Origin of the sequence: Burkholderia ambifaria AMMD (genome assembly GCF_000203915.1) — a bacterium.
Classification (GTDB): Bacteria; Pseudomonadota; Gammaproteobacteria; order Burkholderiales; family Burkholderiaceae; genus Burkholderia; species Burkholderia ambifaria.
Window position 1 is genome coordinate 1,398,652 of the sequence record NC_008390.1, and the last position, 26,333, is coordinate 1,424,984.

A 26,333-nucleotide genomic window follows, 5' to 3' on the forward strand; every position below is an offset into this window, starting at 1 on the left:
CGCGGTGATGGCGATGCCGTTACAGGTTCGGCGACAGCGCGAGCGCGTTCGTCAGGTCGCCCATCGGTTGCGCGCCGTTCGCCTTCAGCGCGTCGTCGCGTTGCTGCAGGCCTGCCAGGCGCGGCAGCGAGAAGCGGCGCGTGATGAAGCGCAGGATCGACGCGGTGTCGTACTGCGTATGGTCGACGAAACCCTTCTTCGAGAACGGCGACACGATCAGCGCCGGAATCCGCGTGCCCGGGCCCCAGCGGTCGCCCTTCGGCGGCGCCACGTGATCCCAGAACCCGCCGTTTTCGTCGTACGTGACGACCACGACCATGTTCTTCCACTGCGGGCTCGCCTGCAGGTGCGCGAGCACGTTCGCGATGTGCTGGTCGCCGCTCGCGACGTCCGTGTAGCCCGGGTGTTCGTTCAGGTTGCCCTGCGGCTTGTAGAACGCGACTTGCGGCAGCGTGCCCGCGTCGATCGCCTTGAGGAACTCGCTGCCGTCCGTGCCGCCGTCGAGCAGGTGCTGCGCGCGGTTCGTGCTGCCCGGCGCCTGGTTCGCGTAGTAGTTGAACGGCTGATGGTGCGGCTGGAAGTTCGGCGCCGTCATGTTCGGGCCGTAGATCACGTTCGCGGTGCCGCTCTGCGCGGCCTGCAGCGCCTGGTTCCACGCACCGCCATACCACGCCCACGACACGCCCGCGTTGTTCAGCAGGTCGCCGATGTTCTGTTGCGTCTGCGGCGGCAGCGTGGTCGGCGCCGACGGATCCGCGAGGTTCGCATCGCCGCCCGCCGCGGCCTTGTTGCCGCTCGGCTGGTACGGCGGCTGCATCGTGTTGATCGCGTAGAAGTCCGGCGTCAGGTTGCCCGAGTTCACGAACTTCGGCGTCCCGTCGAGCGCGGACGCCGGCGAGTTGCTCGCGAGCTGCAGCGACTTGCCGTCGGCGGCGACGGCCGAGATCGAACCGGCCGCCGGGCTCTTGTCCGCGTTCGCGTAGAACGGCGCGCACGCGCAGATCAGGTACTGGTGGTTCAGGAACGAGCCGCCGAACGCGCCCATGAAGAAGTTGTCGGCGAGCGTGAACTGCTGCGCGATCTTCCACAGCGGCAGCTTCGTCGCGTCGGGCGTGTAGTGGCCCATCACGAGACCGCCGGAATCGGCCCACGCGGCGAACATGTCGTTCTTGCCGCCGTTGATCTGCATCTGGTTCTCGTAGAAGCGGTGATACAGGTCGCGCGTCGTCACGCTCATCGGCGTGTTGAAGCCGTTCGGATCATCGATCGCGAACGGCGCGTTCGGCAGGTTGGCCGTCATCGCCTCGGTCACGGCCGGCGTCACGCCCTTCGCGGTCAGGCCGCCCCAGACCTTCGGCAGCGTCGCGAGCGGCTGGCCGTTGCGGTCCTTCTGCTGCGCGCTGGCAGCCGTCACGTTCTGCAGGCCGTTAGCGCCCGGAAAGTTGCCGTACAGGTTGTCGAAGCTGCGGTTTTCCGCGTAGATCACGACGACGTTCTTCACCGTCGACAGACCTTGCTGCTGTACGTCGTCGCCGCCGCAGGCGGTGAGGGCGACGGCCGCGGCAATCGCGAGCGGCGTAAAGCGAATCCAGGCGTGGGTTTTCATACGTTCTACTCTCATCTCTCTCTTGTCGCGTGGGGGACCGGAGCATCCGTGTGCGGCCGGTTCCCGAAGGTGACCGTCGTGTGTCCGGCAGTGCGCATTTTGGGGGCGTGATTTGACAGGCGGGTGTAGGGGTGCTTTCGATTGCCTGTCAGTAGGCCGTCATGGAATGGTCATGCGGCTGACATAAACTCCGCCCGCTCATGAACCTACTTTCCGACGAATCGATGAAGTCTCGCCAACCGGCAGCCGGCGCGTGTGTGCGCGCGTGGCTGCATCTGAGCGGCGCACTCGCGCTGGCCGCCGCGCTTGCCACCCTTGCCGGCTGTGACGCACAGCCGGATGCCGGTGCGTCGAACGCACAGGCCGCCGTCGCCTCGCAGGCATCGGGTGCCTCGCAGCAGGTTGCGTCCGCAACGATCGCCGCGAGCGGCCCGGTCGTCGCCGCGAACCAGCCGCAGACCCGCGCGCAGGTTTACGAAGGCGTGCGCCGGATGACGGCGCTCGGGAAGCAACTTTTCTTCGACCCTACGCTGTCAGGTTCCGGCAAGCTCGCGTGCGCGTCGTGTCACAGCCCCGAGCACGCGTTCGGTCCGCCGAATGCGCTGGCCGTGCAGTTCGGCGGCGACGACATGAAGCGCTCGGGCTTTCGCGCGGTGCCGTCGCTCAAGTATCTGCAGGGCGTGCCGCAGTTCACCGAGCACTTCCACGACTCCGACGACGAAGGCGACGAGAGCGTCGATGCGGGCCCGACCGGTGGCCTCACGTGGGACGGCCGCGTCGACACGGGCGCCGAGCAGGCGCGCATTCCGCTCACGTCGCCGTTCGAGATGAACAGCACGCCCGCGAAGGTCGCACGGGCCGTGAAGGCCGCGCCGTATGCGGACGAGTTCCGCGCGGTGTTCGGCGTGCAGGTGCTCGACGACGACGCGGCGACGTTCAAGGCCGTGCTGCGCGCGCTCGAGACGTTCGAGCAGACCCCCGAGCTGTTCTCGCCGTATTCGAGCAAGTACGACGCGTACCTCGCCGGGCGGGCCCCGCTCACGCCGGCCGAACTGCGCGGGCTGCAACTGTTCAACGACGAGAAGAAGGGTAATTGCGCGAGCTGCCACATCAGCCAGCGCGCGCTCGACGGCACGCCGCCGCAGTTCAGCGATTTCGGCCTGATCGCGATCGCGGTGCCGCGCAACCGCGCGCTGCCGGTCAATCGCGATCCGCGCTTCCACGATCTCGGCGCGTGCGGCCCCGAGCGCACCGACCTGAAGGGCCGCGACGAATTCTGCGGGCTGTTCCGCACGCCGTCGCTGCGCAACGTCGCGCTGCGCAAGACGTTCTTCCACAACGGCGTGTACCACTCGCTCGAGGACGTGATGCGCTTCTACGTCGAGCGCGACATCCATCCGGAGAAGTTCTATCCGGTCGTGCACGGCAAGGTGCAGGTGTACGACGATCTGCCGAAGCGCTACTGGCCGAACATCAACCGCGAGCCGCCGTTCGATCGCAAGCGCGGCGACGCACCTGCGCTGAACGCGGCCGAGATCAAGGACGTGATCGCGTTCCTGAACACGCTGACCGACGGATATCAACCGGCGGCCGAGTCGGCTGCGCGCTAGAAGGCGTTCCTTGCGGCACGCATGCTATGCTCGCTCGCTGACGGGCGTGGCGCGTGCCGGATGGCCGGCCCCCGGTTCGCCGGCCGCGCGCCACGCCGTTCGATCGAACATCCAAGGAGAACAACACATGTCGATGCGTGCATCCCTTTCCATCGTCACGCGCGTGCTGGCCGGCGCCGCGTGCGCAGCCGCGATGCTGCCCGCCCACGCACAAAGCAACCTGGGCTTCCTGAACGACACGCCGCTGACCTACTTCAGCAAGACCGACCGCGCGTCGCTGACCAAGGCCGTCGCGCAGGTGCGCGACGAAGGCAAGGACGGCGAAACCACGACGTGGCAGAGCAACGGCCGCGGCACGCAGATCGATGCGAAGCTCACGCCGTCGACGTCCGAAACCGACGGCAAGACCTGCCGCGAAATCGCGACCGAAATCACCGCGAAGGGCCAGTCGATGACGCTCAAGCCGGTCTTCTGCAAGACCGCCGCGGGCAAGTGGCAACTGCAGAAACGCTGAGCGCGGTGCGATGAAGCGCAGTGGTGCGCCGCGCACGGTATCGTGCGGCGTCGTGATTCTCGACGGGGCCGGCCGCGTATTCCTCGCGCATGCGACGGATACCACGCACTGGGACATCCCGAAGGGGCAGGGCGAGCCGGGCGAATCGCCGGCCGACGCGGCGCTGCGGGAGCTGCGCGAGGAAACCGGCATCGAATTCGCGCCGGCACGCCTCGTCGATCTCGGCCGCTTCGCGTACCGTCACGACAAGGACCTGCACCTGTTCGCGGTGCAGGTCGCCGACGACGAGATCGATCCCGCGCACTGCACGTGCACGTCGCTGTTCCCGAGCCGTCGCGACGGCTCGCTGATTCCCGAGATGGACGCGTATCGCTGGACGGCGCCCGCCGACGTCGATACGTATGCGAGCCGCAGCCTCGCGCGGCTGTTTCGCACGACGCTGTCGCTCGCGGATCTGCATCGGCGGTTGACGGGCGGGTGAGCGCTGTTGCTTCGATGCCGCGCACGCAATAAAAAACCGACCGCGAGGGTCGGTTTTTTTCATCGTCGCGCGACGTCGGCGCGAAGCCCCACGCCGCGCGCGCCGCAGGCCGTCACGCCGGCTTGCCCCAGCTGTCGCGCAGCCCGACGATCCGGTTGAACACGGGCTTGCCCGGTTTCGAATCGACGCGGTCGGCAACGAAATAGCCGTGACGCTCGAACTGCAAGCGCGTTTCCGGCGCGACATCGCCGGCGCCCGGCTCGACGTAAGCCTGCGTGATCTTCTTCGAATCCGGGTTCAGCGCCTCGAGGAAGTTCGCGCCGCCCGCGTCCGGGTGCGGCTCCTTGAACAGCCGGTCGTAGATCCGCACTTCGGCCGGCTGCGCATGCTTCGCGCTGACCCAGTGGATGTTGCCCTTGACCTTGTACGTGTTCGCGCCGTCCGTGCCCGACTTGCTGTCCGGGAAGTAGTTGCAGTGCACGGCCGTCACGTTACCGTCGGCGTCCTTGTCGAAGCCCGTGCACTCGATCACGTAGCCGTAGCGCAGGCGCACCTTGTTGCCCGGGAACAGGCGGAAATAGCCCTTCGGCGGGTTCTCGACGAAGTCCTCGCGTTCGATCCACAGCTCGCGCGAGATCGGGAACGTGCGCACGCCGCGCTCCGGATGATGCGGATGCACGGGAGCCGTGCACGCTTCCTCGAGGTCTTCCGGATAGTTGTCGATCACGAGCTTCAGCGGATCGAGCACGGCGACCGAGCGCGGCGCCTTGTCGTCGAGATCGTCGCGCAGCGCGCCTTCGAACACGCTCATGTCGATCCACGAATCGACCTTCGTCACGCCGATCCGCTCGCAGAACAGGTGGATGCTCTCCGGCGTGAAGCCGCGGCGGCGGATCCCGACGATCGTCGGCATGCGCGGATCGTCCCAGCCTTCGACGTGACCTTCGGTGACGAGCTGCAGCAGCTTGCGCTTGCTGGTGATCGCGTACGTGAGGTTCAAGCGCGAGAATTCGATCTGTTGCGGCAGCGGCCGCGTGAACACGCCGGCATCCGCGAGTTCGTTCAGCACCCAGTCGTACAGCGGGCGGTGATCCTCGAACTCGAGCGTGCACAGCGAGTGCGTGATGCCCTCGAGCGCATCCGAGATGCAGTGCGTGTAGTCGTACATCGGATACACGCACCATGCGTCGCCGGTGCGGTAGTGGTGCGCGTAGCGGATCCGGTAGATCACCGGGTCGCGCATGTTCATGTTCGGCGACGCCATGTCGATCTTCGCGCGCAGCACGTGCTCGCCTTCCTTGAACTCGCCGGCCTTCATCCGGCGGAACAGGTCGAGGTTTTCCTCGGGCGAACGGGCGCGGTACGGCGACGGCTTGCCGCCTTCGGTCAGCGAGCCGCGGTTCGCGCGCATTTCGTCGGCGCTCTGGCTGTCGACGTACGCCTTGCCGCGCTGGATCAGCAGCTCGGCGAATTCGTACAGCTTGTCGTAGTAGTCGCTCGCGAAATACTGATGATCGACCGCATCCTTGCGCCAGTCGAAGCCGAGCCAGCGCACCGCGTCGACGATCGAGTCGACGTACTCGACGCTTTCCTTTTCCGGGTTCGTGTCGTCGAAGCGCAGGTGGCACACGCCGCCGTAGTCGCGCGCGACGCTGAAGTTCAGGCAGATGCTCTTCGCATGGCCGATGTGCAGATAGCCGTTCGGCTCGGGCGGGAAGCGCGTTTCGACGCGGCCGCCCCATTTGCCGGTGCGGTTGTCGTCGTCGATGATGTTGCGGATGAAGTTGGAAGCCGCGGGGGCGTCGTTACGTTCGGTGCTCATGCGGTTGGCGTCAGGTTGTGTCGGCGCGTCGCGCCGGTTTAATCCTGTAATTCTACCTGAGCGGGGTCCGTCCCGCGCGGGTTGTGGCGCCGCAGGCGCCGGTGAGCGCTACGTCCCGCAATATCTCGATAATGTGTCGGCTGTAACACGACGTAAATCGGATTGCCCGGCGCGTTCGGCTTTTCCTATGATGGCTTCACCGATTCAATGCCGCCGGCGGGCCTTTTTGCTGGCGGGAGGAAGCCAATAATCCATGATGAAGAAGACCACTTTTCTCGTTCGTACCGCGGTGATCGTCGCGGTCCTGTCGCAACTCGGCGCATGCGCGATGACGCATACGCAACGTAATGCCGGTATCGGCGCGGCCGCGGGCGGCGCGCTCGGCTACCTGATCACGGGCGGCCCGGTCGGCACGGTGGCCGGCGCGGCGGCAGGCGGCCTGGTCGGCGCCGGCGTGCGCTGATCGACACCGGCGCGCATGCGCGCCGGCCGGTCGTGACGGGGTTCGCCCCGCGTCACGACCTCGCACATCCCTTCCGCGATTCGACAGGCAACATCAGGGAGGAACGGGTGTGCGACACTTCGTCGACGTCACATAACGACTTCATGCGTCGACGAATCCTCCATGAGCAACTTTCCCGTTTTCGTGCTGCCGGGCTACGGCAACTCCGGTCCGCTTCACTGGCAAAGCCGCTGGGAGCGCGCGGACGCGCGTTTCGTGCGCATCGCGATGCCCGACTGGGACCGTGCGTTCCGCAACGGCTGGTGTCTCGCGCTCGATCGCGCGGTCGAGGCCGCGCCGGGCCCGGTGTTGATCGCCGCGCACAGCCTCGGCACGCTGACCACCGCGTGGTGGGCGACCCGCTACGCGCGGCCGGCCGCGCTCGCGAAGGTGCGCGGCGCGCTGCTCGTCGCGCTGCCCGATCCGGCCGGGCCCGGGTTTCCGGCCGACGCGCACGGCTTCGGGCCCGTGCCGCACGAACGGCTGCCGTTTCCGACCTGTGTGGCCGCGAGCAGCGACGATTCGTACGGCTCGCTCGCGTTCGCGCGCGGCTGCGCACGCGCGTGGGGCAGTGCGTTCCATGACCTCGGCCCGCGCGGCCACCTCAACGCGGACAGCGGGCTCGGCGACTGGCCCGACGCACGCGGCTGGCTCGACGCGCTCGCGCGCTAGCCATCGATTCACTGGCCGTCGAGGATCGGTCGCACGCCGCCGACGGCGCAGCGACGCGAACGTCCCGGCCAGCTCAGATCGCCTGCTTCGCCTTCAACGCGGCGATGCGCGCCGCGTCGTAGCCGAGCATGTCGCGCAGCACCGCTTCGGTCTGCGCGCCGAGCAGCGGCGGGGCCGTGCGCGCATCGGGCGGCGTCGCGCTCATCCGGATCGGATTGCGCACGAGCTTCACGTCCGCGCCGCACGGATGCGGCAGCGACACCTGCATCCCGCGCGCGACCACCTGTTCGTTGTCGAACACTTCGTCGAGTTCGTTGATCGGCCCGCACGGCACGCCGGCCGCTTCCAGCGTGCCGATCCAGTCGGCCTTGGCGCGGGTCTTCACCATCTCCGCGAGGATCGGCACCAGCGTGTCGCGATGGCGCACGCGCGACGGATTGGTCGCGAACCGTTCGTCGTCGGCCAGCTCGGCGCGGCCGCCGGCCTCGACGAACTTGCGGAACTGCCCGTCGTTGCCGACCGCGACGATGATCCAGCCGTCGCTCGTCTGGAAGGTTTGATACGGCACGATGTTCGGGTGCGCGTTGCCCCAGCGCACCGGCGGCTTGCCGCTCGCGAGGAAGTTGGTGTTCATGTTCGCGAGCAGCGCGACCTGCACGTCGAGCAGCGCCATGTCGATGTACTGGCCTTCGCCCGTGCGGTCGCGATGCGCGAGCGCGGCGAGCACCGCGATCGTCGAATAGAGGCCCGTCGCGAGATCGGCGATCGCGACGCCGGCCTTCTGCGGGCCGCCGCCCGGCTCGCTGTCGCGCTCGCCGGTGATGCTCATGAAGCCGCCGATGCCCTGGACGATGAAGTCGTAGCCCGCGCGATGCGCGTACGGGCCCGTCTGGCCGAAACCCGTGACCGAGCAGTAGACGAGATCGGGCTTCACCGCGCGCAGCGATTCGTAGTCGAGTCCGTATTTCGCGAGCTGCCCGACCTTGTAGTTCTCCAGCACGACATCGCTTTGCGCGGCGAGCTCGCGCACGATCTGCTGGCCTTCCGGCGTCGCGATGTCGACCGTGACCGAGCGCTTGTTGCGGTTCGCCGCGAGGTAGTACGCGGCCTCGGCCGTATCGGCGCCGGCTGCGTCCTTCAGGTACGGCGGCCCCCAGTGGCGCGTGTCGTCGCCGGCGCCGGGGCGCTCGATCTTGATCACGTCCGCGCCGAAATCGGCAAGGGTCTGCGCGCACCACGGGCCCGCGAGCACGCGGGTGAGGTCCAGCACGCGGATATGGCTCAGGGCACCCATCGTCGAATCGTCTCCTTTCATGGCTTGGCGTCGGGCAACGCGGATCGGCATGCCGACCATCTTAAGGCGAATCGGTCGCGCGGGTGGCGTCGTCCGGCACGGCGGGCCGCTGCCGTCTGGGCCGCCGGTCGGTATCGTATAATCGATCGTTTACGATATTTGCCCGCCGTGCGTCCGCGAGGACGGCCGGCGTTTGAAGCCGTCTCAGCCAGACATTCCCCGCACGCCATGAAAGCTGCCGAAATCCGCGAGAAATTCCTCAAATTCTTCGAATCGAAGGGCCACACGATCGTCCGCTCGTCGAGCCTCGTGCCCGGTAACGACCCCACGCTGATGTTCACGAACTCGGGCATGGTCCAGTTCAAGGACGTATTCCTCGGCACGGACCCGCGTCCGTACTCGCGCGCCACGACGGCGCAGCGCAGCGTGCGCGCGGGCGGCAAGCACAACGACCTCGAGAACGTCGGCTACACGGCGCGCCACCACACGTTCTTCGAGATGCTCGGCAACTTCTCGTTCGGCGACTACTTCAAGCACGACGCGATCCGCTTCGCGTGGGAGCTGCTGACCACGGTCTACCAGCTGCCGAAGGAAAAACTGTGGGTCACCGTCTACCAGGAAGACGACGAAGCCTACGACATCTGGGCGAAGGAAGTCGGCGTGCCGACCGAGCGGATCATCCGGATCGGCGACAACAAGGGCGCGCGCTACGCGTCGGACAACTTCTGGACGATGGGCGACACCGGCCCGTGCGGCCCGTGCACGGAAATCTTCTACGACCACGGCCCGGACGTGTGGGGCGGCCCGCCGGGGTCGCCTGAGGAAGACGGCGACCGCTACATCGAGATCTGGAACCTCGTGTTCATGCAGTTCAACCGCGACGCGCAGGGCAACATGACGCGCCTGCCGAAGCAGTCGGTCGACACCGGCATGGGCCTCGAGCGCCTCGCCGCGGTGCTGCAGCACGTGCACAGCAACTACGAGATCGACCTGTTCCAGAACCTGATCAAGGCCGCCGCGCGCGTGACCGAGATCAGCGACCTCACCAACAACTCGCTGAAGGTGATCGCCGATCACATCCGCGCGTGCTCGTTCCTGATCGTCGACGGCGTGATTCCGGGCAACGAAGGACGCGGCTACGTGCTGCGCCGGATCGTGCGCCGCGCGATCCGCCACGGCTACAAGCTCGGCCGCAAGGGCTCGTTCTTCCACAAGCTGGTGGCCGACCTCGTCGCCGAGATGGGCGCGGCCTATCCGGAGCTGAAGGAAGCCGAGCAGCGCGTGACCGACGTGCTGCGCCAGGAAGAAGAGCGCTTCTTCGAAACCATCGAGCACGGGATGTCGATCCTCGAGGCGGCACTCGCCGACGTCGAGGCGAAGGGCGGCAAGGTGCTCGACGGCGAGCTCGCGTTCAAGCTGCACGACACCTACGGCTTCCCGCTCGACCTCACGGCCGACGTGTGCCGCGAGCGCGGGATGACGGTCGACGAGCCGGCATTCGACGACGCGATGGCGCGCCAGCGCGAGCAGGCGCGCGCGGCCGGCAAGTTCAAGGCCACGCAGGGGCTCGAATACTCGGGCGCGAAAACCACGTTCCACGGTTACGAGGAAATCGCGTTCGACGACGCGAAGGTCGTCGCGCTGTACGTCGACGGTTCGGCCGTCAACGAAGTGAAGGCCGGCCAGGATGCGGTCGTGGTGCTCGACCACACGCCGTTCTACGCGGAATCGGGCGGCCAGGTCGGCGACCAGGGCGTGCTCGCGAACGCCGCGACGCGCTTCGCGGTGGCCGACACGCTGAAGGTGCAGGCCGACGTGGTCGGCCATCACGGCACGCTGGAGCAGGGCACGCTGAAGATCGGCGACGTGCTGCGCGCGGAAATCGACGCGCACCGCCGCGCCCGCACGCAGCGCAACCACTCGGCCACCCATCTGATGCACAAGGCGCTGCGTGAAGTGCTCGGCGCGCACGTGCAGCAGAAGGGTTCGCTCGTCGATGCGGAGAAAACCCGTTTCGACTTCGCGCACAACGCGCCGATGACCGACGACGAAATCCGTCGCGTCGAGCAGATCGTCAACAACGAAATCCTCGCGAACGCGCCGGGCATCGTGCGCGTGATGCCGTATGACGAAGCGGTGAAGGGCGGCGCGATGGCGCTGTTCGGCGAGAAGTACGGCGACGAAGTGCGCGTGCTCGATCTTGGCTTCTCGCGCGAACTGTGCGGCGGCACGCACGTGCATCGCACCGGCGACATCGGCTTCTTCAAGATCGTCGTCGAAGGCGGCGTCGCGGCCGGCATCCGCCGGGTCGAGGCGATCACCGGCGACAACGCGGTGCGTTACGTGCAGGAACTCGATGCGCGCGTGAACGAAGCCGCGGCCGCGCTGAAGGCGCAACCGTCGGAACTCACGCAGCGCATCGCGCAGGTGCAGGACCAGGTGAAGTCGCTCGAGAAGGAACTGGGCGCGCTGAAGTCGAAGCTCGCGTCGAGCCAGGGCGACGAGCTCGCGCAGCAGGCCACCGAAATCGGCGGCGTGTATGTGCTGGCCGCGACACTCGACGGCGCGGACGCGAAGACGCTGCGCGAGACGGTCGACAAGCTGAAGGACAAGCTGAAGAGCGCGGCGATCGTGCTGGCGGCCGTCGAAGGCGGCAAGGTCAGCCTGATCGCGGGCGTCACGCCGGATGCGAGCAAGAAGGTCAAGGCCGGCGAGCTCGTGAACTTCGTCGCGCAGCAGGTGGGCGGCAAGGGCGGCGGCCGTCCCGATATGGCGCAGGCGGGCGGCACCGAACCGGCGAACCTGCCGGGTGCGCTGGCCGGCGTGAAGGGCTGGGTCGAAGAGCGGTTGTAATCAGAACGACGACGGCGCCGTGCAACGCGGCGCCGTCGCCCGATGCCGGCGATGTTCGGTTCTCCCCCGGCATCGCGGCGGTTTTGCTGACGTTCGGCGCTTCGTGCGCCGCAGGGGTGGTCCGTGCGGATGCCGGTCGCGGCCGGCCGGTGAGCCGCCACATCACACATCCCCCTCCCTCCATTTCGCGATTCGCTGCCGTCGCCGCGCTCAATTCGCGAAATGCGTGACGAAATACCTCGAAACACCCTGATCCATTTGCGTGCATGTCGTTTCGGTCAATCTTGTCTTGACCGATTTTTTATTTCGATTCGACGAATTGGATTTCCGCGCATTTTTCCGGTGCGCCGAATGCCATCGGCCATCCATCGGCAGGCGCGGGAGAGCCGGTTGTGGCAGGGTTTGCCGTTGAGTCGGCAATCGCGATTGTTTTGTCGTGGCGGAATTTCATTCGAATGGAATTGAAATTCGAACGAGACTTATTAATAGAAGAAAATTAACTAATTTTGATACGCGTACTACAGATGGAAAGGATTGCGTTAGGTAACATTCGCCGCTGACGAATCGGGCCCCGATCGTCCTGTCAATCTCGAGTGGTGCGTTTGATGTGTGTCGTTAGGAAGCTGGCTCATGTCCGGTGCTGGAACCGTTGCCGATCGTGTGCCGATCGGTGTCCTTGTCATGGCGCCCACGGCACCCACGGCGCCGCGCCGCTGCGGCGCCGCGCACCGTTCGGCGTCGCGCTGGCGGTGAGTGTCGGCGCCGTGCTGTTCGCCGCGCACGCGCACGCACAAGTGCCGAACGCCGGGCAGGCGATGCGCGATATCGAAACGCCGCGCCCGACCCTTCCTTCCACCGCCGCACCCGCCCTCGACATCCCGAAGTCCGATGACGCGCAGGCGCCTCTCCCCGATACCGGCCCACGCGTGCACGTGCGGGCGTTCACGCTCGACGGCAACCGCGTGTTCGACAGCGGCACGCTGCTGCCGCTCGTCGCCGATCTTGCCGGGCGCGACCTGAGCTTCGCCGAGCTGCAGCAGGCGGCCGCCCGAATCACGACCTACTACCGCGAGCGCGGCTATGTGCTCGCGCGTGCCTATCTGCCGCACCAGGAAATCGACGACGGCGTCGTGCGCATCGACGTGGTCGAAGGTCGCTACGGCAAGATCGAGCTGAACAACCGCTCGCGCGTGCTCGATGTCGCGGTGCGGCAGCCGCTGGCCGGCATCCGCCCGGACGGCGTCGTGCGCGGCGGCGACCTCGAGCGCAGCCTCGTGCTGCTGGACGATCTCGCCGGCGTCTCGGCACGCGGCACGCTGCGCCCCGGCGACGCGGCGGGCACGACCGATCTCGTCGTCGATGTCGACAAGGGGCCATTCGCAACCGGGTCGCTCGAGTTCGACAACTACGGCGATGCCTCCACCGGCCGGTATCGGCTCGGCGGCAGCGTCAACGTCAATTCGCCGTTGCGGCTCGGCGATCAGTTGAGCCTGCGCGGCCTCGTCAGCAACGAGTGGCAGCGCTACTACCGTGCCGGCTACCAGGTTCCGGTGGGCCCGCTGTCGACTCGGCTCGGCGTCGCGTATTCGGAAATGCACTACCGGCTTGCCGGCGAGTTCTCGGATCTCGAATACCACGGCCGCGCGAGCGTGCAGAGCGTGTTCGTCGCGCAGCCGCTCGTGCGCGCCCGGCAGATGGACCTCACCGCGCAGATCCAGTACGAAAACAAGAATCTGCACGACACCTACGGCATCTTCGATCTCCAGACGGACAAGAACGTCGGCCTGTGGAGCTTCAGCCTGAGCGGCAGCAGTGAGGACCGCTGGTTCGGCGGCGGCCGCAACGGCGTGTCGGTGACGTTCGGCGCCGGCCGGCTGCGCAGCAACGATCCGATCGGCATGAATACCCTCGCGAAGACGATCGGCTCGTTCTCGAAGCTGAACGTCAGCGCGCTGCGCGTCCAGTCGCTCGGTCGGCGCTTCCAGTTCTATGCACAGTTCAACGCGCAGCTCGCGTCGCGCAACCTCGATTCGTCCGAGAAATTCAGCCTGGGCGGCCCGTACGGCGTGCGTGCATACGGGTTCAGCGCCGGCAGCGGCGACCAGGGCTGGCAGGCGAGCGCGGAGCTGCGCTATCGCGCCGCGCCGGGGCTGCAGCTCAGCACGTTCATCGACACGGGGCGGGTGCAGCTCAACGGTCACGCTGGCCGCGGCATGGGCACTCGGTTCACCGTTCGCTTCGCCGACGCGTGCGCCGAGCGTCTGGGTTCAGGCCGCTCAGTATTTCTGAGCGAATTCTGTAGTACCACCCTCGGCAACGGGGACATAGTGATAAAACAAATGAGGATTCCAAAATGAACAACGCGTATTCGCTGGTATGGAACGACGTGCAGGGCGGCTGGACCGTGGCAGGGGAAACGGCCCGCCGTCGCGGCAAGCGCTCGGGCGGCAAGCGCGCGATCGCGGTGGCGGCATCGCTGCTGGGGTTGGTGGCGACGGGCGCGCACGCGCTGCCGACGGGTGGGGCGATCGTGGGCGGCAAGGGCGACATCGCGACGTCGTCGGACGGCAAGGCGATGTCGGTGAACCAGCACACGGACAAGCTGATCACGAACTGGCAGGACTTCAGCATTGCAGGCGGGGAGCGCGTGTCGTTCCATCAGCCGACGGACAAGTCGATCGCGCTGAATCGGGTGATCGGGACGAACGGCAGCCAGATCCAGGGTCAGCTGGATGCGAACGGCAAGGTATTTCTGGTGAACCCGAACGGGGTGGTGTTCGGCAAGGGCGCGCAGGTGAACGTGGGCGGGCTGGTGGCGACGACGCGCAACATCTCGGACGCGGATTTCATGGACGGGAAGTACCGGTTCACGGGCACGTCGAAGAACGCGGTGGTGAACGAAGGGACAATCACGGCTGCGGAAGGCGGGAGCGTGGCGCTGCTGGGCGCGCAGGTGTCGAACAGCGGGACGATCCAGGCGAAGCTGGGGCGCGTGGCGCTGGCCGCGGGCAATACGATGACCGTGAATTTCGACGGCAACGGGCTGCTGAACCTGCAGGTTGACGATGGCGCGGTGGACGCGCAGGTGAGCAACGGCGGCCTGCTGAAAGCGGACGGCGGCGAGGTGCTGATGACGGCGCGCGCGGCAGGTGACCTGCTGGGCGCGGTGGTGAACAACACGGGGACGATCGAGGCGAAGGGACTGAATTCGCGCAGCGGGAAGATCACGCTGGAAGGCGACCTGGTGAAGGTGGCCGGCAAGCTGGATGCGAGCGGGCAGGAAGCGGACGCATCGGGTGGGGTGGTGACGACGCGCGGCGAGCGTGTCGAGGTGGCGAACGACGTGCAGGTCGACACGCGCGCGCCGGGCGGTCGCACGGGCACATGGAAGATCGAAGCCGCGAACGCCGGCGTGGGACTGAACGGCAATTCCAGCGAGTCGGGCAGTGACGCACTCGGCGCGGATACGCTGTCGCGCGCATTGGGCACGACGAATGTCGAGCTGGCCAATACGAAGGGCAACCTGACGGTAGATGGCTCGGTGAACTGGGCGAGCGACAACACGCTGACGCTGACGTCGCAGCATGGCGACGTGGATCTGAAGAAGTCGCTCGACGCGAGCGGCGAGAACGCGGGGCTGACCGTGAACGCGGCGAAGCAGATCCGCGTGCATGACAAGGTGACGCTGACGGGCCGCAACGCGCACCTGGAACTGAACTCGGGCAGCGGTCACACGCTGACCAACGCCAATGCGGTGGTCACGCTGTCGGGCCAGAACGCGTCGTTCCGCGCGAACGGCGAGGACTATACGGTGATCCACGACCTGGCCGGGCTGCGCAACGTGGACGCGAACCTGTCCGGCCGTTACGTGCTGGGCAATGCGATCAAGGGCAGCGGCCGCTTCCGCAGCATCGGCGGCTCGAACGGGTTCGGCGGCGTATTCGACGGCTTCGGCAACACGGTCAGCGGCTTGACCCTCTACAACGACGCCGATGCGGACAGCGTAGGCTTGTTCGGGACCAACTGGGGGCGCATTGCCAACCTGAAGCTGCAGGGGGGCACCGTCAACGGCGTGTCGTCGTATGCGTCTGGCCAGCCGCTCTTCGTGGGCTCGCTGGTCGGTATCAACTTCGGCACCCTCTCGAACGTCGCCGCGCGTGACGTGCTGGTCACGGGCACGGGCAGCGGCACAACGATTCTCGGCGGCCTGGTCGGCTGGAACCTGAGCGGCCAGATCGATCGCGCGTCGGTGTCGGGGCGCGTCGAGGGTGACCGCAGCACGATCAAGATTGGCGGCCTGGTGGGCGAAAACCTGACGGTGTTGCCGCCGGAGGTGGGCGAGGCGACGATCACCAATAGCACGGCCGACGTCCAGGTCGTGGTCAAGGGCATGACGCCGGGCCGCTTCGTCGGCGCGGGTGGCCTGGTCGGGCGCAACACCGGCCTGATCGCCGGGTCGTCGAGCGCCGGTTCCGTCCAGGTGGACGGCGAAGGTGCCGTGGTCGGCGGCCTCGTCGGTATCAACGACGTCAACGGCAAGACCCGCGGCACGATCCGTGCATCGAACTCGTCCAGCGAGGTCAAGGCGGCCGGCAACGCGAAGGCGGGCGGTCTGGTCGGCGTCAACAAGGCGCTCGTCGACGCGTCGTCGGCGAGCGGTGCGGTGACGGCCGGCGCCAACAGCCGCGTGGGCGGCCTGGTCGGCAGCAACGACGATGACGTGCTCGCGTCGAAGGCGTCCGGCAAGGTCACGGCCGGCAACGGCAGCTCGGCCGGCGGCCTGATCGGCGCCAATGGCGGGACGGTCAACGGATCCAGCGCGAGCGGTACCGTGACGGTGGTAGGGGCAGGCAACGCCGGCGGCCTGGTCGGTTTCAGCTACGGTCGCAACAGCCGCGTATCGGGCTCGAGCGCGACGGGCGACGTCTTCGCCGGGTCCGACAGCTCGGTCGGCGGGCTGGTGGGCTTCCTCCAGGACGGCACGGTCGAATCCTCGTCGGCCAGCGGTTCGGTGAAGGGCGGCGATCGCAGCTACATCGGCGGGCTGGTCGGCACGAACTACTCCGGCACCGTCAGCGGCTCGTCGTCGTCGAGCACGGTGAGCGGCGGGAGGTACGCGAAGCTGGGCGGGCTGGTCGGCTTGAACGGGGGCTGGGTGCTGGATTCCACTACGTCGAGCAAGATCGTCACCACGCCGGGCTACCTTCAGACGTTCGGCGCGCTTGCCGGCGGTAATTCCGGCGTCCTGAAGGGAAACAGTGCAACCGGCGATGCGGCCGGCGTGAAGCCGGTCGGGATCGCGTATCGCTGATCGTCCGGTCTGCTGAAGTCATGAAGTGATGAACCGCGCACCGTCGCGCTTCGCATGGGCGAAGGGTGACGGTGCGCCACATCCGTCGTTCCGGACGACGGATCTCTGAAACCCGGTTACATCAAATGGCCCGATCGGCATGCACTTGCCGGCCGGGCCATTTCTGTTTGTCCGTGCCGCGGACGTCAGGCGGGCAGCGCTACGTCGCGACCCGGCGGACTGGCCGGGGCGCCCGCGATCGCTTCGCGAGCCGCCGCCTGCAGCACGTCCCGCAACGCACCGAGCGCGGCGGACGCGTGGCCGTGCCGCCAGATCAACAAGGTGTCGATTGCGTCGAAAGCCGGAACGGCATGCAACGCCAGGTTCTCGGCCTCCGGCTGCCGGTCGAGCACCGAGCGCGGCGCCACCGCGACGCCCGCGCCCGCGGCGACGCATGCGACGATCGCATGGTACGAGCCGAGTTCCAGCACCCGCGCCGGCTTGACGCCATGCGCCGCATACCATTGTTCGGCATGGCTGCGGTACGTACAGCCGCGTTCGAACGCGATCAGCGTCGGCAGCATCACGTCACGCGGCGAGCGGACCGGCGGATGGCCGCGCGGCGTGAGCAGCAGCAGTTCCTCGCGGAACACCTGCACCGTGTCGAACATGTCCGGCAACGCGTCCGGCGCGGGCGGCCGGGCGACCAGTGCGGCGTCGATCTCGAACGCGCGGACCTTGTCGATCAGCCAGCCGGTCGTGCCGGTCACGAGTTCGAGCGTGACCTCCGGCCAGGCCTGGTGGTAGCGGGCGAGCACCGCGGGCAGGCGGCTCGCGGCCGTGCTTTCCATCGCGCCGAGCCGCAGCCGGCCACGCGGCCGGTCCTCGCGCACCGCGTGGCGCGCCTCGTCGGCGAGCGCGAGCAAGCGTTCCGCATACGGCAGCAGCGTCTCGCCAGCCGGCGTGAGCACCAGCCGGCGGCCATCCCGGACGAACAGCGCCGCGCCGAGTTCCTCCTCGAGCTGCTTGATGCGCGTCGTCACGTTCGACTGCACGCGATTGAGCTTCGCCGCCGCGCGCGTGACGCCGTTCTCGCGCACGACGGCCCGGAAAATCGCCAGTGCCGCCAGGTCCATGATTCTCTCCGGGAGATATGTGGATTCTGAATTATTCATTTTTAGAGAACGTTTGGTCAAGCTACGATACAAGCGTTCCGATTTCCGTTCCGGCCGGCGCGCACCGCGCGCGGCCCATGCCGCCATGTCCCGTTCCGATGCGCCGAGTGCCGCCGCCGGCACCCACCTGTCCGATGACGCCGACCGCCGCGCCCGCGCGACCGCGCTCGCCTGCATGATCGGGCTCGCGGTCGCGCTCGGCGTCGGCCGCTTCGCGTTCACGCCGCTGCTGCCGTTGATGCTCGCCGACGGCTCGATCGGCCTGAAGGCCGGCAGCTGGCTCGCGTCGGCGAACTACGCGGGCTATTTCGTCGGCGCGGTCAGCTGCGCTGCGGTGCGGGTCGCGCCCGCGCGGATGGTGCGCTTCGGCCTCGCCGCCACCGTGCTGCTGACCGCCGCGATGGGCGTCGGCCATCTGCTTTCGGCATGGCTCGTGGTGCGCTTCGTCGCGGGTGTCGTCAGCGCGTGGACGTTCGTGTTCGTGTCGCAATGGGGGCTGCGGCGGCTCACCGAGCTGCACGCGCCCGAGTGGAGCGGGGTGATCTACGCGGGGCCCGGTGTCGGTATCGTGCTGACGGGGCTGATCGGCGGCGCGCTCGCCGGCCATCGCGCGGCGCCCGGGTGGCTCGGCTTCGCGGCGCTGTCCGCGGTGCTGTCGGTCGCGATCTGGCGCATATTCGGCACCGCGCCGGGGGCGGCCGCTCCTGCCAGGCATACGACGCCGACCGCGGCACCCCACGACGCGCGGCGCCATCGGGCCGACGCCGCGTGGCTCGTCGTGCTGTACGGAATGCCGGGCTTCGGCTACATCATCACCGCGACGTTCCTGCCGGTGATCGCGCGCGCCGCGCTGCCGGCCGGCTCGCCGTGGCCGGACCTGTTCTGGCCGATGTTCGGCGCGGCGCTGATCGTCGGCGCGATCGCCGCCGCGCGGCTGCCCGGCCATTGGGACAATCGGCTGCTGCTCGCTGCCGGCTGCGCGACGCAGGCGCTCGGGATCGCGGCGGGCATCGTGTGGCCGAACGCGGCCGGCTTCTCGGTCGGCAGCGCGCTGCTCGGCCTGCCGTTCACCGCGATCACGCTGTTCGCGATGCGCGAGGCGCGGCGGCTGCATGGCGAGCGCGCGGCCGGGCTGATGGGCTATGCGACCGCGTCGTACGGGGTCGGGCAGATTCTCGGCCCGCTCGTCGCCGCGCCGCTGACCGCGCGTTTCGGGTCGTTCTCGCCGGCGCTGTGGGTCGCGGCGGGCGCGTTGCTCGTCGGGGCCGCCGGCTTCGCGGCGACCGCCGCGCACGGGCGCGCGCGACCCTGACATCATCGGGGCCGGATCGTCTGCGGCGCGGGCAAACTCGCTAGAATGAAGCCTTTCCCGCGCCGAGCGGGCGTGAGGCGGCCTGCGGGCCGCCGCCGGCGTCCGCCAGATCCTCATCGATGACCACCGCCGACTACCGTTTTTGCCCGCGCTGCGCGAGCCCGCTCACCGAGCGCGCCGATCCCGAACACGAGGGCGGCCGCGTCCGCCGGGCCTGCCCGGACGATGCGTGCGGCTACGTGCACTGGAACAACCCGCTGCCGGTGGTGGCCGCGATCGTCGAACTCGACGGCAAGATCCTGCTTGCGCGCAACGCGGCCTGGCCGGAAGGGATGTTCGCGCTGATCACCGGCTTCCTCGAGAACGGCGAGACGCCCGAGGACGGCATCGCGCGCGAGGTGTTCGAGGAAACCGCGCTGAAGGCCGAGCAGGTCACGCTCGTCGGCGTCTATGAATTCATCCGCAAGAACGAGCTGATCATCGCGTACCACGTGCGCGCATCGGGCACCGTCGCGCTGTCGCCGGAACTGCTCGAATACCGGCTCGTCGATCCGCCGCTGCTGCGCCCGTGGCGCGCCGGCACCGGCTACGCGCTGGCCGACTGGATGCGCGCGCGCGGCCTCGATTTCGAATTCGTCGATCGAGCGGGGCAGTGACGGCCCGCGCCGCTTCCGACATTTCATCCGTCGCGCCGCGCACGCTCGCGTCGCGGCACCTCGCCGCTCACCGGCGTGCCGTCCCGCGCGGCGTCCCACTCGTCCTGACCGCCATCGCCATGTCCGACAAGCCGCAGCCGCGTCCACGCGACGCCTATCGCCACTTCCTGCCGATCACGACCCGCTGGATGGACAACGACGTCTACGGGCACGTGAACAACGTCGTCTACTACAGCTACTTCGACACCGTCGTGAACGAATACCTGATCCGCTCGGGCGTGCTCGACGTCGAGCACGGGCAGACGATCGGGCTCGTGGTCGACACGCAATGCAACTACTTCGCGCCGCTCGTGTTTCCGCAGTCGGTCGATGCGGGGCTGCGCGTCGCGAAGCTCGGTACGTCGAGCGTGCGCTACGAGATCGGGCTGTTCGCGGCAGGGGAATCCTCGCCGGCGGCGCAGGGGCATTTCGTGCACGTGTACGTCGATCGCGGCACGCGCCGCCCGGTGCCGCTGCCGGACGCGCTGCGCGCGGCGCTCGAACCGCTCGCCGGCTGACAGGCGCGCGGTGCTGCACGCGTTCGCGCTCCAGGCGTTCAACGGCCTCAGCTACGGGTTGCTGCTGTTCATGCTGTCGGCCGGCCTGACGCTGATCTTCAGCGTGCAGGGCGTGCTCAACTTCGCGCATGCGAGCTTCTACATGCTTGGCGCGTACGTCGGCTACAGCATCGCGGCCGGTGCGGGTTTCTGGCCCGCGCTCGTGCTCGCGCCGCTCGCCGTCGGCCTGCTGGGCGCCGGCTGCGAGCGCTGGCTGTTGCGCCGCGTGCAGGCGCGCGGCGGCCACACGAGCGAACTGCTGCTGACCTTCGGCCTCGCCTACCTGATCGGCGAGGGCGCGAAACTCGTATGGGGCCTCACGCCGCTGCCGGCCCCGGTGCCGCTGTTGTTCGACGGCGCGCCCGTGACCGCGTTCGGCCTCGCGCTGCCGCGCTACCGGCTCTTCATGATGGCGATGTCCACGGCGATGCTGGTCGCGCTCGGCGTGCTGCTGCGCGCGTCGCGCATCGGGCTCGTCGTGCGGGCCGCGCTCACGCACCGCGCGGCCGTCGAGGCGCTCGGCTACGACGTGCCGCGCGTGATGACGGGCCTGTTTGGCGCGGGCACCGCGCTCGCGGCGCTGGCCGGCGTGATCGGCGCGCCGCTCGCGGTGATCGAACCGGCGCTGGCCGAGACGGTCGGGTCGGTGGTGTTCGCGGTGGTCGTGATCGGCGGGCTCGGTTCGCTCGGCGGCGCGTTCGTCGCGTCGCTCGCGGTCGGCTTCGCGCAGACCTTCGCGGCGTCCAGCGACACGTCGCTGCGCGACCTCGCGCAATGGGCGGGCGTCGCGCTGCCCGACGGCGTCGCGGCCGTATCGATCGCGCAACTGGCACCGCTGGTGCCGTATCTGCTGCTCGTCGCGGTGCTGGTCGCCCGTCCGCACGGCTTGTTCGGCGAGCGTGTCGATGGATAGCCGCAGGCGGGCCGGCGCGCTGCGCTGGGTGCTGTTCGCCGCGTGCGTCGCGCTACCCGCGTGGCTGTGGCCGCATGGCGCGGTGCTCGGCTATCTCACGCAGACGGCCGCGCTCGTCGTGCTCGCGCTGTCGTACAACCTGCAGCTCGGCACGACCGGGCTGCTGTCGTTCGGTCATGCCGCGTTCGCGGGCCTCGGCGCGTTCGCCGCCGCGCACTGGTTCAATCGTGTCGGCGGTCCGCTGCCGCTGTTGCCGCTCGTCGGCGGCGTGGCGGGCGCCGGCTTCGGGTTCATCGCCGGGTTGCTCGCGACACGCCGCGCGGGCACCGTGTTCGCGATGATCACGCTCGGTCTCGCCGAATGCGTCGCGGCCGCCGCGTGGAGCGTGCCCGCGTGGTTCGGCGGCCTCGGCGGCGTGCCGATCGACCGCGCGAGCGGCACGCCCTGGGGCGGCTGGCAGTTCGGCGCGCCGGCGCAGGCCTACGCGGTGATCGCCGCGTGGTGCATCGTGTCGGCGCTGGCGATGCGCGCGCTGACGCGCACGCCGCTCGCTCGGCTCGCGAACGCGGTGCGCGACAACCCCGCGCGCGTGGCTGCGCTCGGCACCGAGCCGCGCCGCGTGCGGCTCGCGATGGTCACCTGCGCGTCGTTCTTCGCGGGTATCGCCGGCACGCTGACGCTGATCGACGTCGAGATCGCGACGCCCGACAGCCTGTCGATGGCGCGCTCGGCGACCGTGCTGATCGCCGCGGTGATCGGCGGCACCGGCACGTTCTTCGGGCCGGCGGCCGGTGCCGTGGTGCTGACCGCGCTGAGCGTGGTCGTCGCCGGCGTGTCGCGTGCGTGGGCGCTGTATCTGGGCGTGCTGTTCGTCGCGGTCGTCGTCGCGGCGCCCGGCGGGATCGCGGGCGTCGCACAGACGCTCGCGCATGCGTTGCGCCGCGACGCACCGGCCGCCGAGCGCTGGCGCGTGCTGTGCGGCGTCGGCGCGTGCGTGTTCTGGGGCGTCGCGATCGTCTGCGCGGCCGAGCTTGGCTATGCGTGGCGCTTCGCGCAGGACGACGGCGTGGGCACTGCATTCGGCGCGTGGGGCATCGATGCCGATGCGCCGGCCGGCTGGGTCGTCGCGTGCGCGGCGGCCGGCGTCGGCATGCTGCTGTGGGGCTGGCGCGCGCGGCTGATGCACCCCGGGCACGGCAAGCGGGAGGACGGGCGATGAACGGCAACGCGATCGCGCTGCACGGCATCGTGCAGCGCTTCGGCGCACAGACGGTGCTCGACGGTATCGAGCTGAGCGTCTGCGCCGGCGAGCGTCACGCGCTGATCGGGCCGAACGGCGCGGGTAAGTCGACGCTGTTCGGCGTGATTGCCGGCGCGACGCGGCCAACGCGCGGGCGCGTCGTGTTGCACGGTGTCGAGCTGCGCGGACGCGGGCCGGTCGTCGCGAGCCGGCTCGGCATCGGCCGCAGTTTCCAGCAGACGAGCGCGTTCGCGCGGCTCTCCGTGTTCGACAACCTGCGCTGCGCGGCGCTGCATGCGCCGGACGAGCGGCGGCGCTGGTGGAACCGGCTGCGCGAATCGGCGTCGGTCGATCGCGCGGCCGCGCGCGTGCTGCACGACATCGGCCTCGATGCGCGGCGCGACGCGCCGGCCGGCGAACTCGGCTACGCGGAACAGCGCGCGCTCGATCTCGGCATCGCGCTCGCGAGCGGCGCGCGCACGCTGCTGCTCGACGAACCGACGGCCGGCATGAACCGCGACCAGGCGGCGCGGATGATCGCGCTGATCCGCGCGACGACGCAGGGCCGCACGGTGCTGATGATCGAGCACGACATGGATGCGGTGTTCGGCTTCGCCGAGCGCGTCACGGTGCTGGTGCGCGGCGCGGTGGTCGCGACCGGTGCGCCCGACGCGATCCGCGCGGACCCGGCCGTGCGCGCCGCCTATCTCGGCGACGTCGCATGAGCGCGCTGCTCGACATTCGCGGCCTGCGCGCGTGGTACGGGAGGCAGCCCGTGCTCGACGGCGTCGATCTCGCGCTCGCGCCGGGCGAGACGCTCGCGCTGCTCGGGCGCAACGGCTCGGGCCGTTCGACGCTCGCGAAGGCCGTGATGGGGCTCGTGCGCACCGCGGGCTCGGTGCGTATCGCCGGCGCCGAATGCGCGGGCGCCCGCACGTTCGAGATCGCGCGGCGCGGTGTGGCTTACGTCGCCGAAAGCCGCGACGTGTTTCCGCTGCTGAGCGTGCGCGAGAACCTGCGGCTCGGGCTGCGCGGTGTGCGCGGCGCGGCCGAACGCACGGCCCTCGACCGGCTGCTCGCGCGCTTTCCGCTGCTGGCCGCGCGGATCGACGTGAAGGCCGGGCGGCTGTCGGGCGGCGAGCAGCAGGTGCTCGCGCTGGTGCGTGCGCTTGCCGGCCGCCCGCGCGTGCTGATCGTCGACGAGCCGGCCGAAGGGCTCGCGCCGCTCGCGGTCGACGAGGTCGGGGCGTGCCTCGCCGCGCTGCAGGCCGACGGCGTCGCGATCCTGCTGATCGAGCAGCGACTGCAGCTCGCGCCGCGGCTCGCGCAGCGCGTCGCGGTGATGGGGCGCGGACGGATCGTCTACGACGGCGCGCTCGACGGGTTGGGCGGCGACGTCGTCAGTGCGTGGCTGAGCGCTGGCTGAATGCAAGCGCGCCGATTGTTCGGCAAACCCCGCCAGTCAATTCGTGTCGAGCCGCTTTATCGCTGCGGCGCAGCACCTTACATTGCCAGTCATGCCGGTGCGCCGCCACCACGCGGCAACCGGCTCCCATCCATTGAAAGTCTTCCGACTGAGGAATGAAATCATGAGCAAGCTGACAAACAAGGTTGCGATCGTCACGGGCGGGTCCAAGGGCATCGGCGCCGCGATCGCGAAGGCGCTGGCCGCCGAAGGTGCGTCGGTCGTCGTCAACTACGCGAGCAGCAAGGCCGGTGCCGATGCCGTCGTGAGCGCGATCGTCGAAGCAGGCGGCCGCGCGGTCGCGGTGGGCGGCGACGTGTCGAAGGCAGCGGACGCGCAGCGCATCGTCGATGCCGCGATCGAGAACTATGGCCGTCTCGACGTGCTGGTCAACAATTCCGGCGTCTACGAATTCGCGCCGATCGAGGCGATCACCGAAGAGCACTATCGCCGGCAGTTCGATACGAACGTGTTCGGCGTGCTGCTGACGACGCAGGCCGCCGTCAAGCATCTCGGCGAAGGCGCGAGCATCATCAACATCAGCTCGGTCGTGACGAGCATCACGCCGCCCGCGAGCGCCGTGTACAGCGGCACCAAGGGCGCCGTCGACGCGATCACCGGCGTGCTCGCGCTCGAGCTCGGCCCGCGCAAGATTCGCGTGAATGCGATCAACCCGGGGATGATCGTGACCGAAGGCACGCACAGCGCGGGCATCATCGGTTCGGATCTCGAAACGCAGGTGCGCAACGATACGCCGCTTGGCCGCCTCGGCGAACCGGGCGACATCGCGTCGGTCGCCGTGTTCCTCGCGTCGGACGATGCGCGCTGGCTGACCGGCGAGCGCCTCGTCGCGAGCGGCGGGCTGCACTGACGCGCCAGGTCGGCGCGCGCCGCTACGCGATCATCGCGAGCGCGTTCGCGCCGACATGCCAGCGCAGGCTCTCGACGACGAGCGCGTGATCGTGTTCGTCGTCGAGTCCCGCGATCGTCATCGCGCCGACGAGTGCGCCACTGATTGCACCACCGATTGCGCCGCCGGCAAGCCGCAACGGCACGCCGCCGCCGTCGAGCGCATAGTCGGCGTCCGACAACCCCTGCGACTCCAACGACCAGCCAGCACGGCGAAAGCGCGCGCCGACCTCGAGCGAGCTGGCGCCGAAACGCAACACCGTGTTCTGCCGGCGGCGGATGGCGTCGCTGTGGTCCGCGCCGCCGCCGTCGAGCGCGCAATAGAACAGCGGTGCGGCTTCACCGACGATGCCGACCGCGATCGGCAGCCCGCGCCGCGACGCGAGATTGATTGCGATGTCGCCGAGCCGGCGCGCGACCTCGGCATCGAAGTGCGGCAGCATCGGCGCCGACGCGGTGGCGCCGCAGGGCGCGGATGCGAAGCGCGGGAAGGGGATGGCCATGGCAGCTCCGTGTCGTCGCTAGTGCGGCTAGTCCGGCTCGTGCGCGCGCGTGCCGGCCGTCGATCGTTCAGCGCATCAGCGGCATCGACGTGTCAGCGCTTGGGCGCCGCGTCGAGCATCCACTCGTGCACGGGATCGTTCCTGAACGCCCATGCGCGGCTCGGCCCGGCCATCACGTTCAGGTAGTACAGGTTGTAGCCGTGCGGCGCGACCACCGGGTGATAGCCGCGCGGCACCATCACGACGTCGTGGTTCTCGACCGCGCACGCTTCGTCGAGGCTGCGATCGTCCGTGTACACGCGCTGGAACGCGAAACCCTGCGGCGGATCGATCCGGTGGTAATAGGTTTCCTCGAGCGAGGTTTCGTCGGGCGCCGCGTCGCGATCGTGCTTGTGCGGCGGATAGCTGCTCGAATGGCTCGCGGGCGTGATCACTTCGACCACCAGCAGCCGGTCGGCCGCCGGGTTGTCGCCCATCAGGATGTCGCACACGTAGCGCGTGTTGGTGCCTTGTCCGCGCACCGCGCGGCGCATCCGTTCGCCGTCGAGGCGCTGCACGCGCTTGTCGCCGCTCGCGTAGGGCGCGGTGCACAGCGCAACCTCCGCGTCGCGCGTCGCGACCAGCGTGACAGTCTTGCCGCCCGGCACGTACAGCGCGTCCGGCGACACCTCCTCGAACACGCTGTCGCGCTTGCCGAGCGCATCGTAGGTTTCGCCATCGACTTGTGCGCGCAGCGTGCCCGTGAGCACGACGACGCACAGTTCGCGCGTGCCGGTGTCGAGCGTTTCGGTGTCGCCGGCCTTCAGGCGCAGCGCGCGGAAGCCGACGTGTTTCCAGCCGGCCGACTCGGGCGTCACGTTGCAGATTTCGCGGCCGGCGGATGCCTTGAGCAGCAGGGGAGAAATCGTCATGGAACTGGG

Annotated in this window: 22 protein-coding genes; 16 read left to right on the top strand and 6 right to left on the bottom strand. The window is 68.8% G+C overall.

Features of this window, described 5'->3' with window-relative positions; translation table 11 throughout:
• Positions 1–19: 19 nt before the first annotated feature.
• Positions 20–1,621, bottom strand: a complete 1,602-nt coding sequence (locus tag BAMB_RS06470) for an acid phosphatase (protein ID WP_011656600.1) — start codon at positions 1,619–1,621, stop codon at positions 20–22.
• A 209-nt stretch (positions 1,622–1,830) separates the two neighbouring features.
• On the opposite strand from BAMB_RS06470, the gene BAMB_RS06475 reads away from it, so the two are divergent.
• The 3 genes from BAMB_RS06475 to BAMB_RS06485 all read left to right on the top strand — a co-directional run bounded on the left by BAMB_RS06475 (position 1,831) and on the right by BAMB_RS06485 (position 4,211).
• Positions 1,831–3,216, top strand: coding sequence for a cytochrome-c peroxidase (locus tag BAMB_RS06475; RefSeq protein ID WP_041491344.1), 1,386 nt, complete (start codon positions 1,831–1,833; stop codon positions 3,214–3,216).
• 127 nt (positions 3,217–3,343) lie between these two features.
• The gene (locus tag BAMB_RS06480) at positions 3,344–3,730 is read left to right on the top strand and encodes a hypothetical protein (protein WP_011656602.1); all 387 of its coding nucleotides are present in this window, start codon (positions 3,344–3,346) and stop codon (positions 3,728–3,730) included.
• 10 nt (positions 3,731–3,740) lie between these two features.
• Positions 3,741–4,211, top strand: a complete 471-nt coding sequence (locus tag BAMB_RS06485; protein WP_011656603.1) for an NUDIX hydrolase — start codon at positions 3,741–3,743, stop codon at positions 4,209–4,211.
• Positions 4,212–4,323: 112 nt separating this feature from the next.
• Here BAMB_RS06485 and BAMB_RS06490 read toward each other — a convergent pair whose 3' ends face one another.
• Positions 4,324–6,033 (bottom strand): glutamine--tRNA ligase/YqeY domain fusion protein, encoded by a 1,710-nt coding sequence (locus BAMB_RS06490; protein ID WP_011656604.1) that lies wholly within the window; start codon positions 6,031–6,033, stop codon positions 4,324–4,326.
• A 253-nt stretch (positions 6,034–6,286) separates the two neighbouring features.
• On the opposite strand from BAMB_RS06490, the gene BAMB_RS06495 reads away from it, so the two are divergent.
• Complete coding sequence (locus tag BAMB_RS06495; RefSeq protein ID WP_011656605.1) at positions 6,287–6,496, top strand: ornithine acetyltransferase; 210 nt, start codon at positions 6,287–6,289, stop codon at positions 6,494–6,496.
• 162 nt (positions 6,497–6,658) lie between these two features.
• Entirely contained in the window at positions 6,659–7,207 is a 549-nt protein-coding gene (locus BAMB_RS06500) for an RBBP9/YdeN family alpha/beta hydrolase (protein WP_011656606.1), read from the top strand.
• 73 nt (positions 7,208–7,280) lie between these two features.
• On the opposite strand, the gene BAMB_RS06505 is transcribed toward BAMB_RS06500, so the two are convergent.
• A complete protein-coding gene (locus BAMB_RS06505; RefSeq protein WP_041491151.1) occupies positions 7,281–8,501 on the bottom strand; it encodes a CaiB/BaiF CoA transferase family protein in 1,221 nt (406 codons plus the stop codon).
• A gap of 228 nt (positions 8,502–8,729) precedes the next feature.
• On the opposite strand from BAMB_RS06505, the gene alaS reads away from it, so the two are divergent.
• The 3 genes from alaS (at position 8,730) to BAMB_RS06520 (ending at position 16,665) form a co-directional block, all read left to right on the top strand.
• Positions 8,730–11,354, top strand: coding sequence for an alanine--tRNA ligase (gene alaS, locus BAMB_RS06510; RefSeq protein WP_011656608.1), 2,625 nt, complete (start codon positions 8,730–8,732; stop codon positions 11,352–11,354).
• Between the two features lie 749 nt (positions 11,355–12,103).
• Positions 12,104–13,711: a ShlB/FhaC/HecB family hemolysin secretion/activation protein gene (locus BAMB_RS06515; RefSeq protein WP_227739447.1), complete on the top strand. Its 1,608-nt coding sequence runs from the start codon at positions 12,104–12,106 to the stop codon at positions 13,709–13,711.
• The gene (locus BAMB_RS06520) at positions 13,708–16,665 is read left to right on the top strand and encodes a two-partner secretion domain-containing protein (RefSeq protein WP_011656611.1); all 2,958 of its coding nucleotides are present in this window, start codon (positions 13,708–13,710) and stop codon (positions 16,663–16,665) included. Before BAMB_RS06515 ends, BAMB_RS06520 begins: the two co-directional genes overlap by 4 nt.
• A gap of 185 nt (positions 16,666–16,850) precedes the next feature.
• Here the strand turns inward: BAMB_RS06520 and BAMB_RS06525 are convergent, their stop codons facing one another.
• The gene (locus BAMB_RS06525; RefSeq protein ID WP_011656612.1) at positions 16,851–17,780 is read right to left on the bottom strand and encodes a LysR family transcriptional regulator; all 930 of its coding nucleotides are present in this window, start codon (positions 17,778–17,780) and stop codon (positions 16,851–16,853) included.
• A 124-nt stretch (positions 17,781–17,904) separates the two neighbouring features.
• Between BAMB_RS06525 and BAMB_RS06530 the strand changes: the two genes are divergently transcribed.
• The 8 genes from BAMB_RS06530 (at position 17,905) to BAMB_RS06565 (ending at position 24,872) form a co-directional block, all read left to right on the top strand.
• Positions 17,905–19,131 carry a YbfB/YjiJ family MFS transporter gene (locus tag BAMB_RS06530; protein WP_011656613.1) on the top strand — a complete coding sequence of 409 codons (1,227 nt, stop codon included), beginning with the start codon at positions 17,905–17,907 and terminating at the stop codon, positions 19,129–19,131.
• A gap of 119 nt (positions 19,132–19,250) precedes the next feature.
• Entirely contained in the window at positions 19,251–19,787 is a 537-nt protein-coding gene (locus tag BAMB_RS06535) for an NUDIX domain-containing protein (protein ID WP_011656614.1), read from the top strand.
• A 119-nt stretch (positions 19,788–19,906) separates the two neighbouring features.
• On the top strand, positions 19,907–20,344 hold the full coding sequence (locus BAMB_RS06540; protein WP_011656615.1) for an acyl-CoA thioesterase: 438 nt from the start codon (positions 19,907–19,909) through the stop codon (positions 20,342–20,344).
• A gap of 13 nt (positions 20,345–20,357) precedes the next feature.
• Positions 20,358–21,296, top strand: a complete 939-nt coding sequence (locus tag BAMB_RS06545) for a branched-chain amino acid ABC transporter permease (RefSeq protein ID WP_041491346.1) — start codon at positions 20,358–20,360, stop codon at positions 21,294–21,296.
• The gene (locus BAMB_RS06550) at positions 21,289–22,515 is read left to right on the top strand and encodes a branched-chain amino acid ABC transporter permease (RefSeq protein ID WP_011656617.1); all 1,227 of its coding nucleotides are present in this window, start codon (positions 21,289–21,291) and stop codon (positions 22,513–22,515) included. The genes BAMB_RS06545 and BAMB_RS06550 overlap by 8 nt, the downstream gene beginning before the upstream one ends.
• Positions 22,512–23,261 (top strand): ABC transporter ATP-binding protein, encoded by a 750-nt coding sequence (locus BAMB_RS06555; protein ID WP_011656618.1) that lies wholly within the window; start codon positions 22,512–22,514, stop codon positions 23,259–23,261. Before BAMB_RS06550 ends, BAMB_RS06555 begins: the two co-directional genes overlap by 4 nt.
• On the top strand, positions 23,258–23,962 hold the full coding sequence (locus tag BAMB_RS06560; protein WP_011656619.1) for an ABC transporter ATP-binding protein: 705 nt from the start codon (positions 23,258–23,260) through the stop codon (positions 23,960–23,962). The genes BAMB_RS06555 and BAMB_RS06560 overlap by 4 nt, the downstream gene beginning before the upstream one ends.
• Positions 23,963–24,125: 163 nt before the next feature.
• The gene (locus BAMB_RS06565) at positions 24,126–24,872 is read left to right on the top strand and encodes a glucose 1-dehydrogenase (protein WP_011656620.1); all 747 of its coding nucleotides are present in this window, start codon (positions 24,126–24,128) and stop codon (positions 24,870–24,872) included.
• 22 nt (positions 24,873–24,894) lie between these two features.
• On the opposite strand, the gene BAMB_RS06570 is transcribed toward BAMB_RS06565, so the two are convergent.
• Together BAMB_RS06570 and iolB are read right to left on the bottom strand one after the other, a co-directional pair.
• Positions 24,895–25,413 (bottom strand): heme-degrading domain-containing protein, encoded by a 519-nt coding sequence (locus BAMB_RS06570; RefSeq protein ID WP_011656621.1) that lies wholly within the window; start codon positions 25,411–25,413, stop codon positions 24,895–24,897.
• Positions 25,414–25,505: 92 nt separating this feature from the next.
• Positions 25,506–26,324 (bottom strand): 5-deoxy-glucuronate isomerase, encoded by an 819-nt coding sequence (iolB, locus tag BAMB_RS06575; protein WP_011656622.1) that lies wholly within the window; start codon positions 26,322–26,324, stop codon positions 25,506–25,508.
• Positions 26,325–26,333 lie beyond the last annotated feature (9 nt).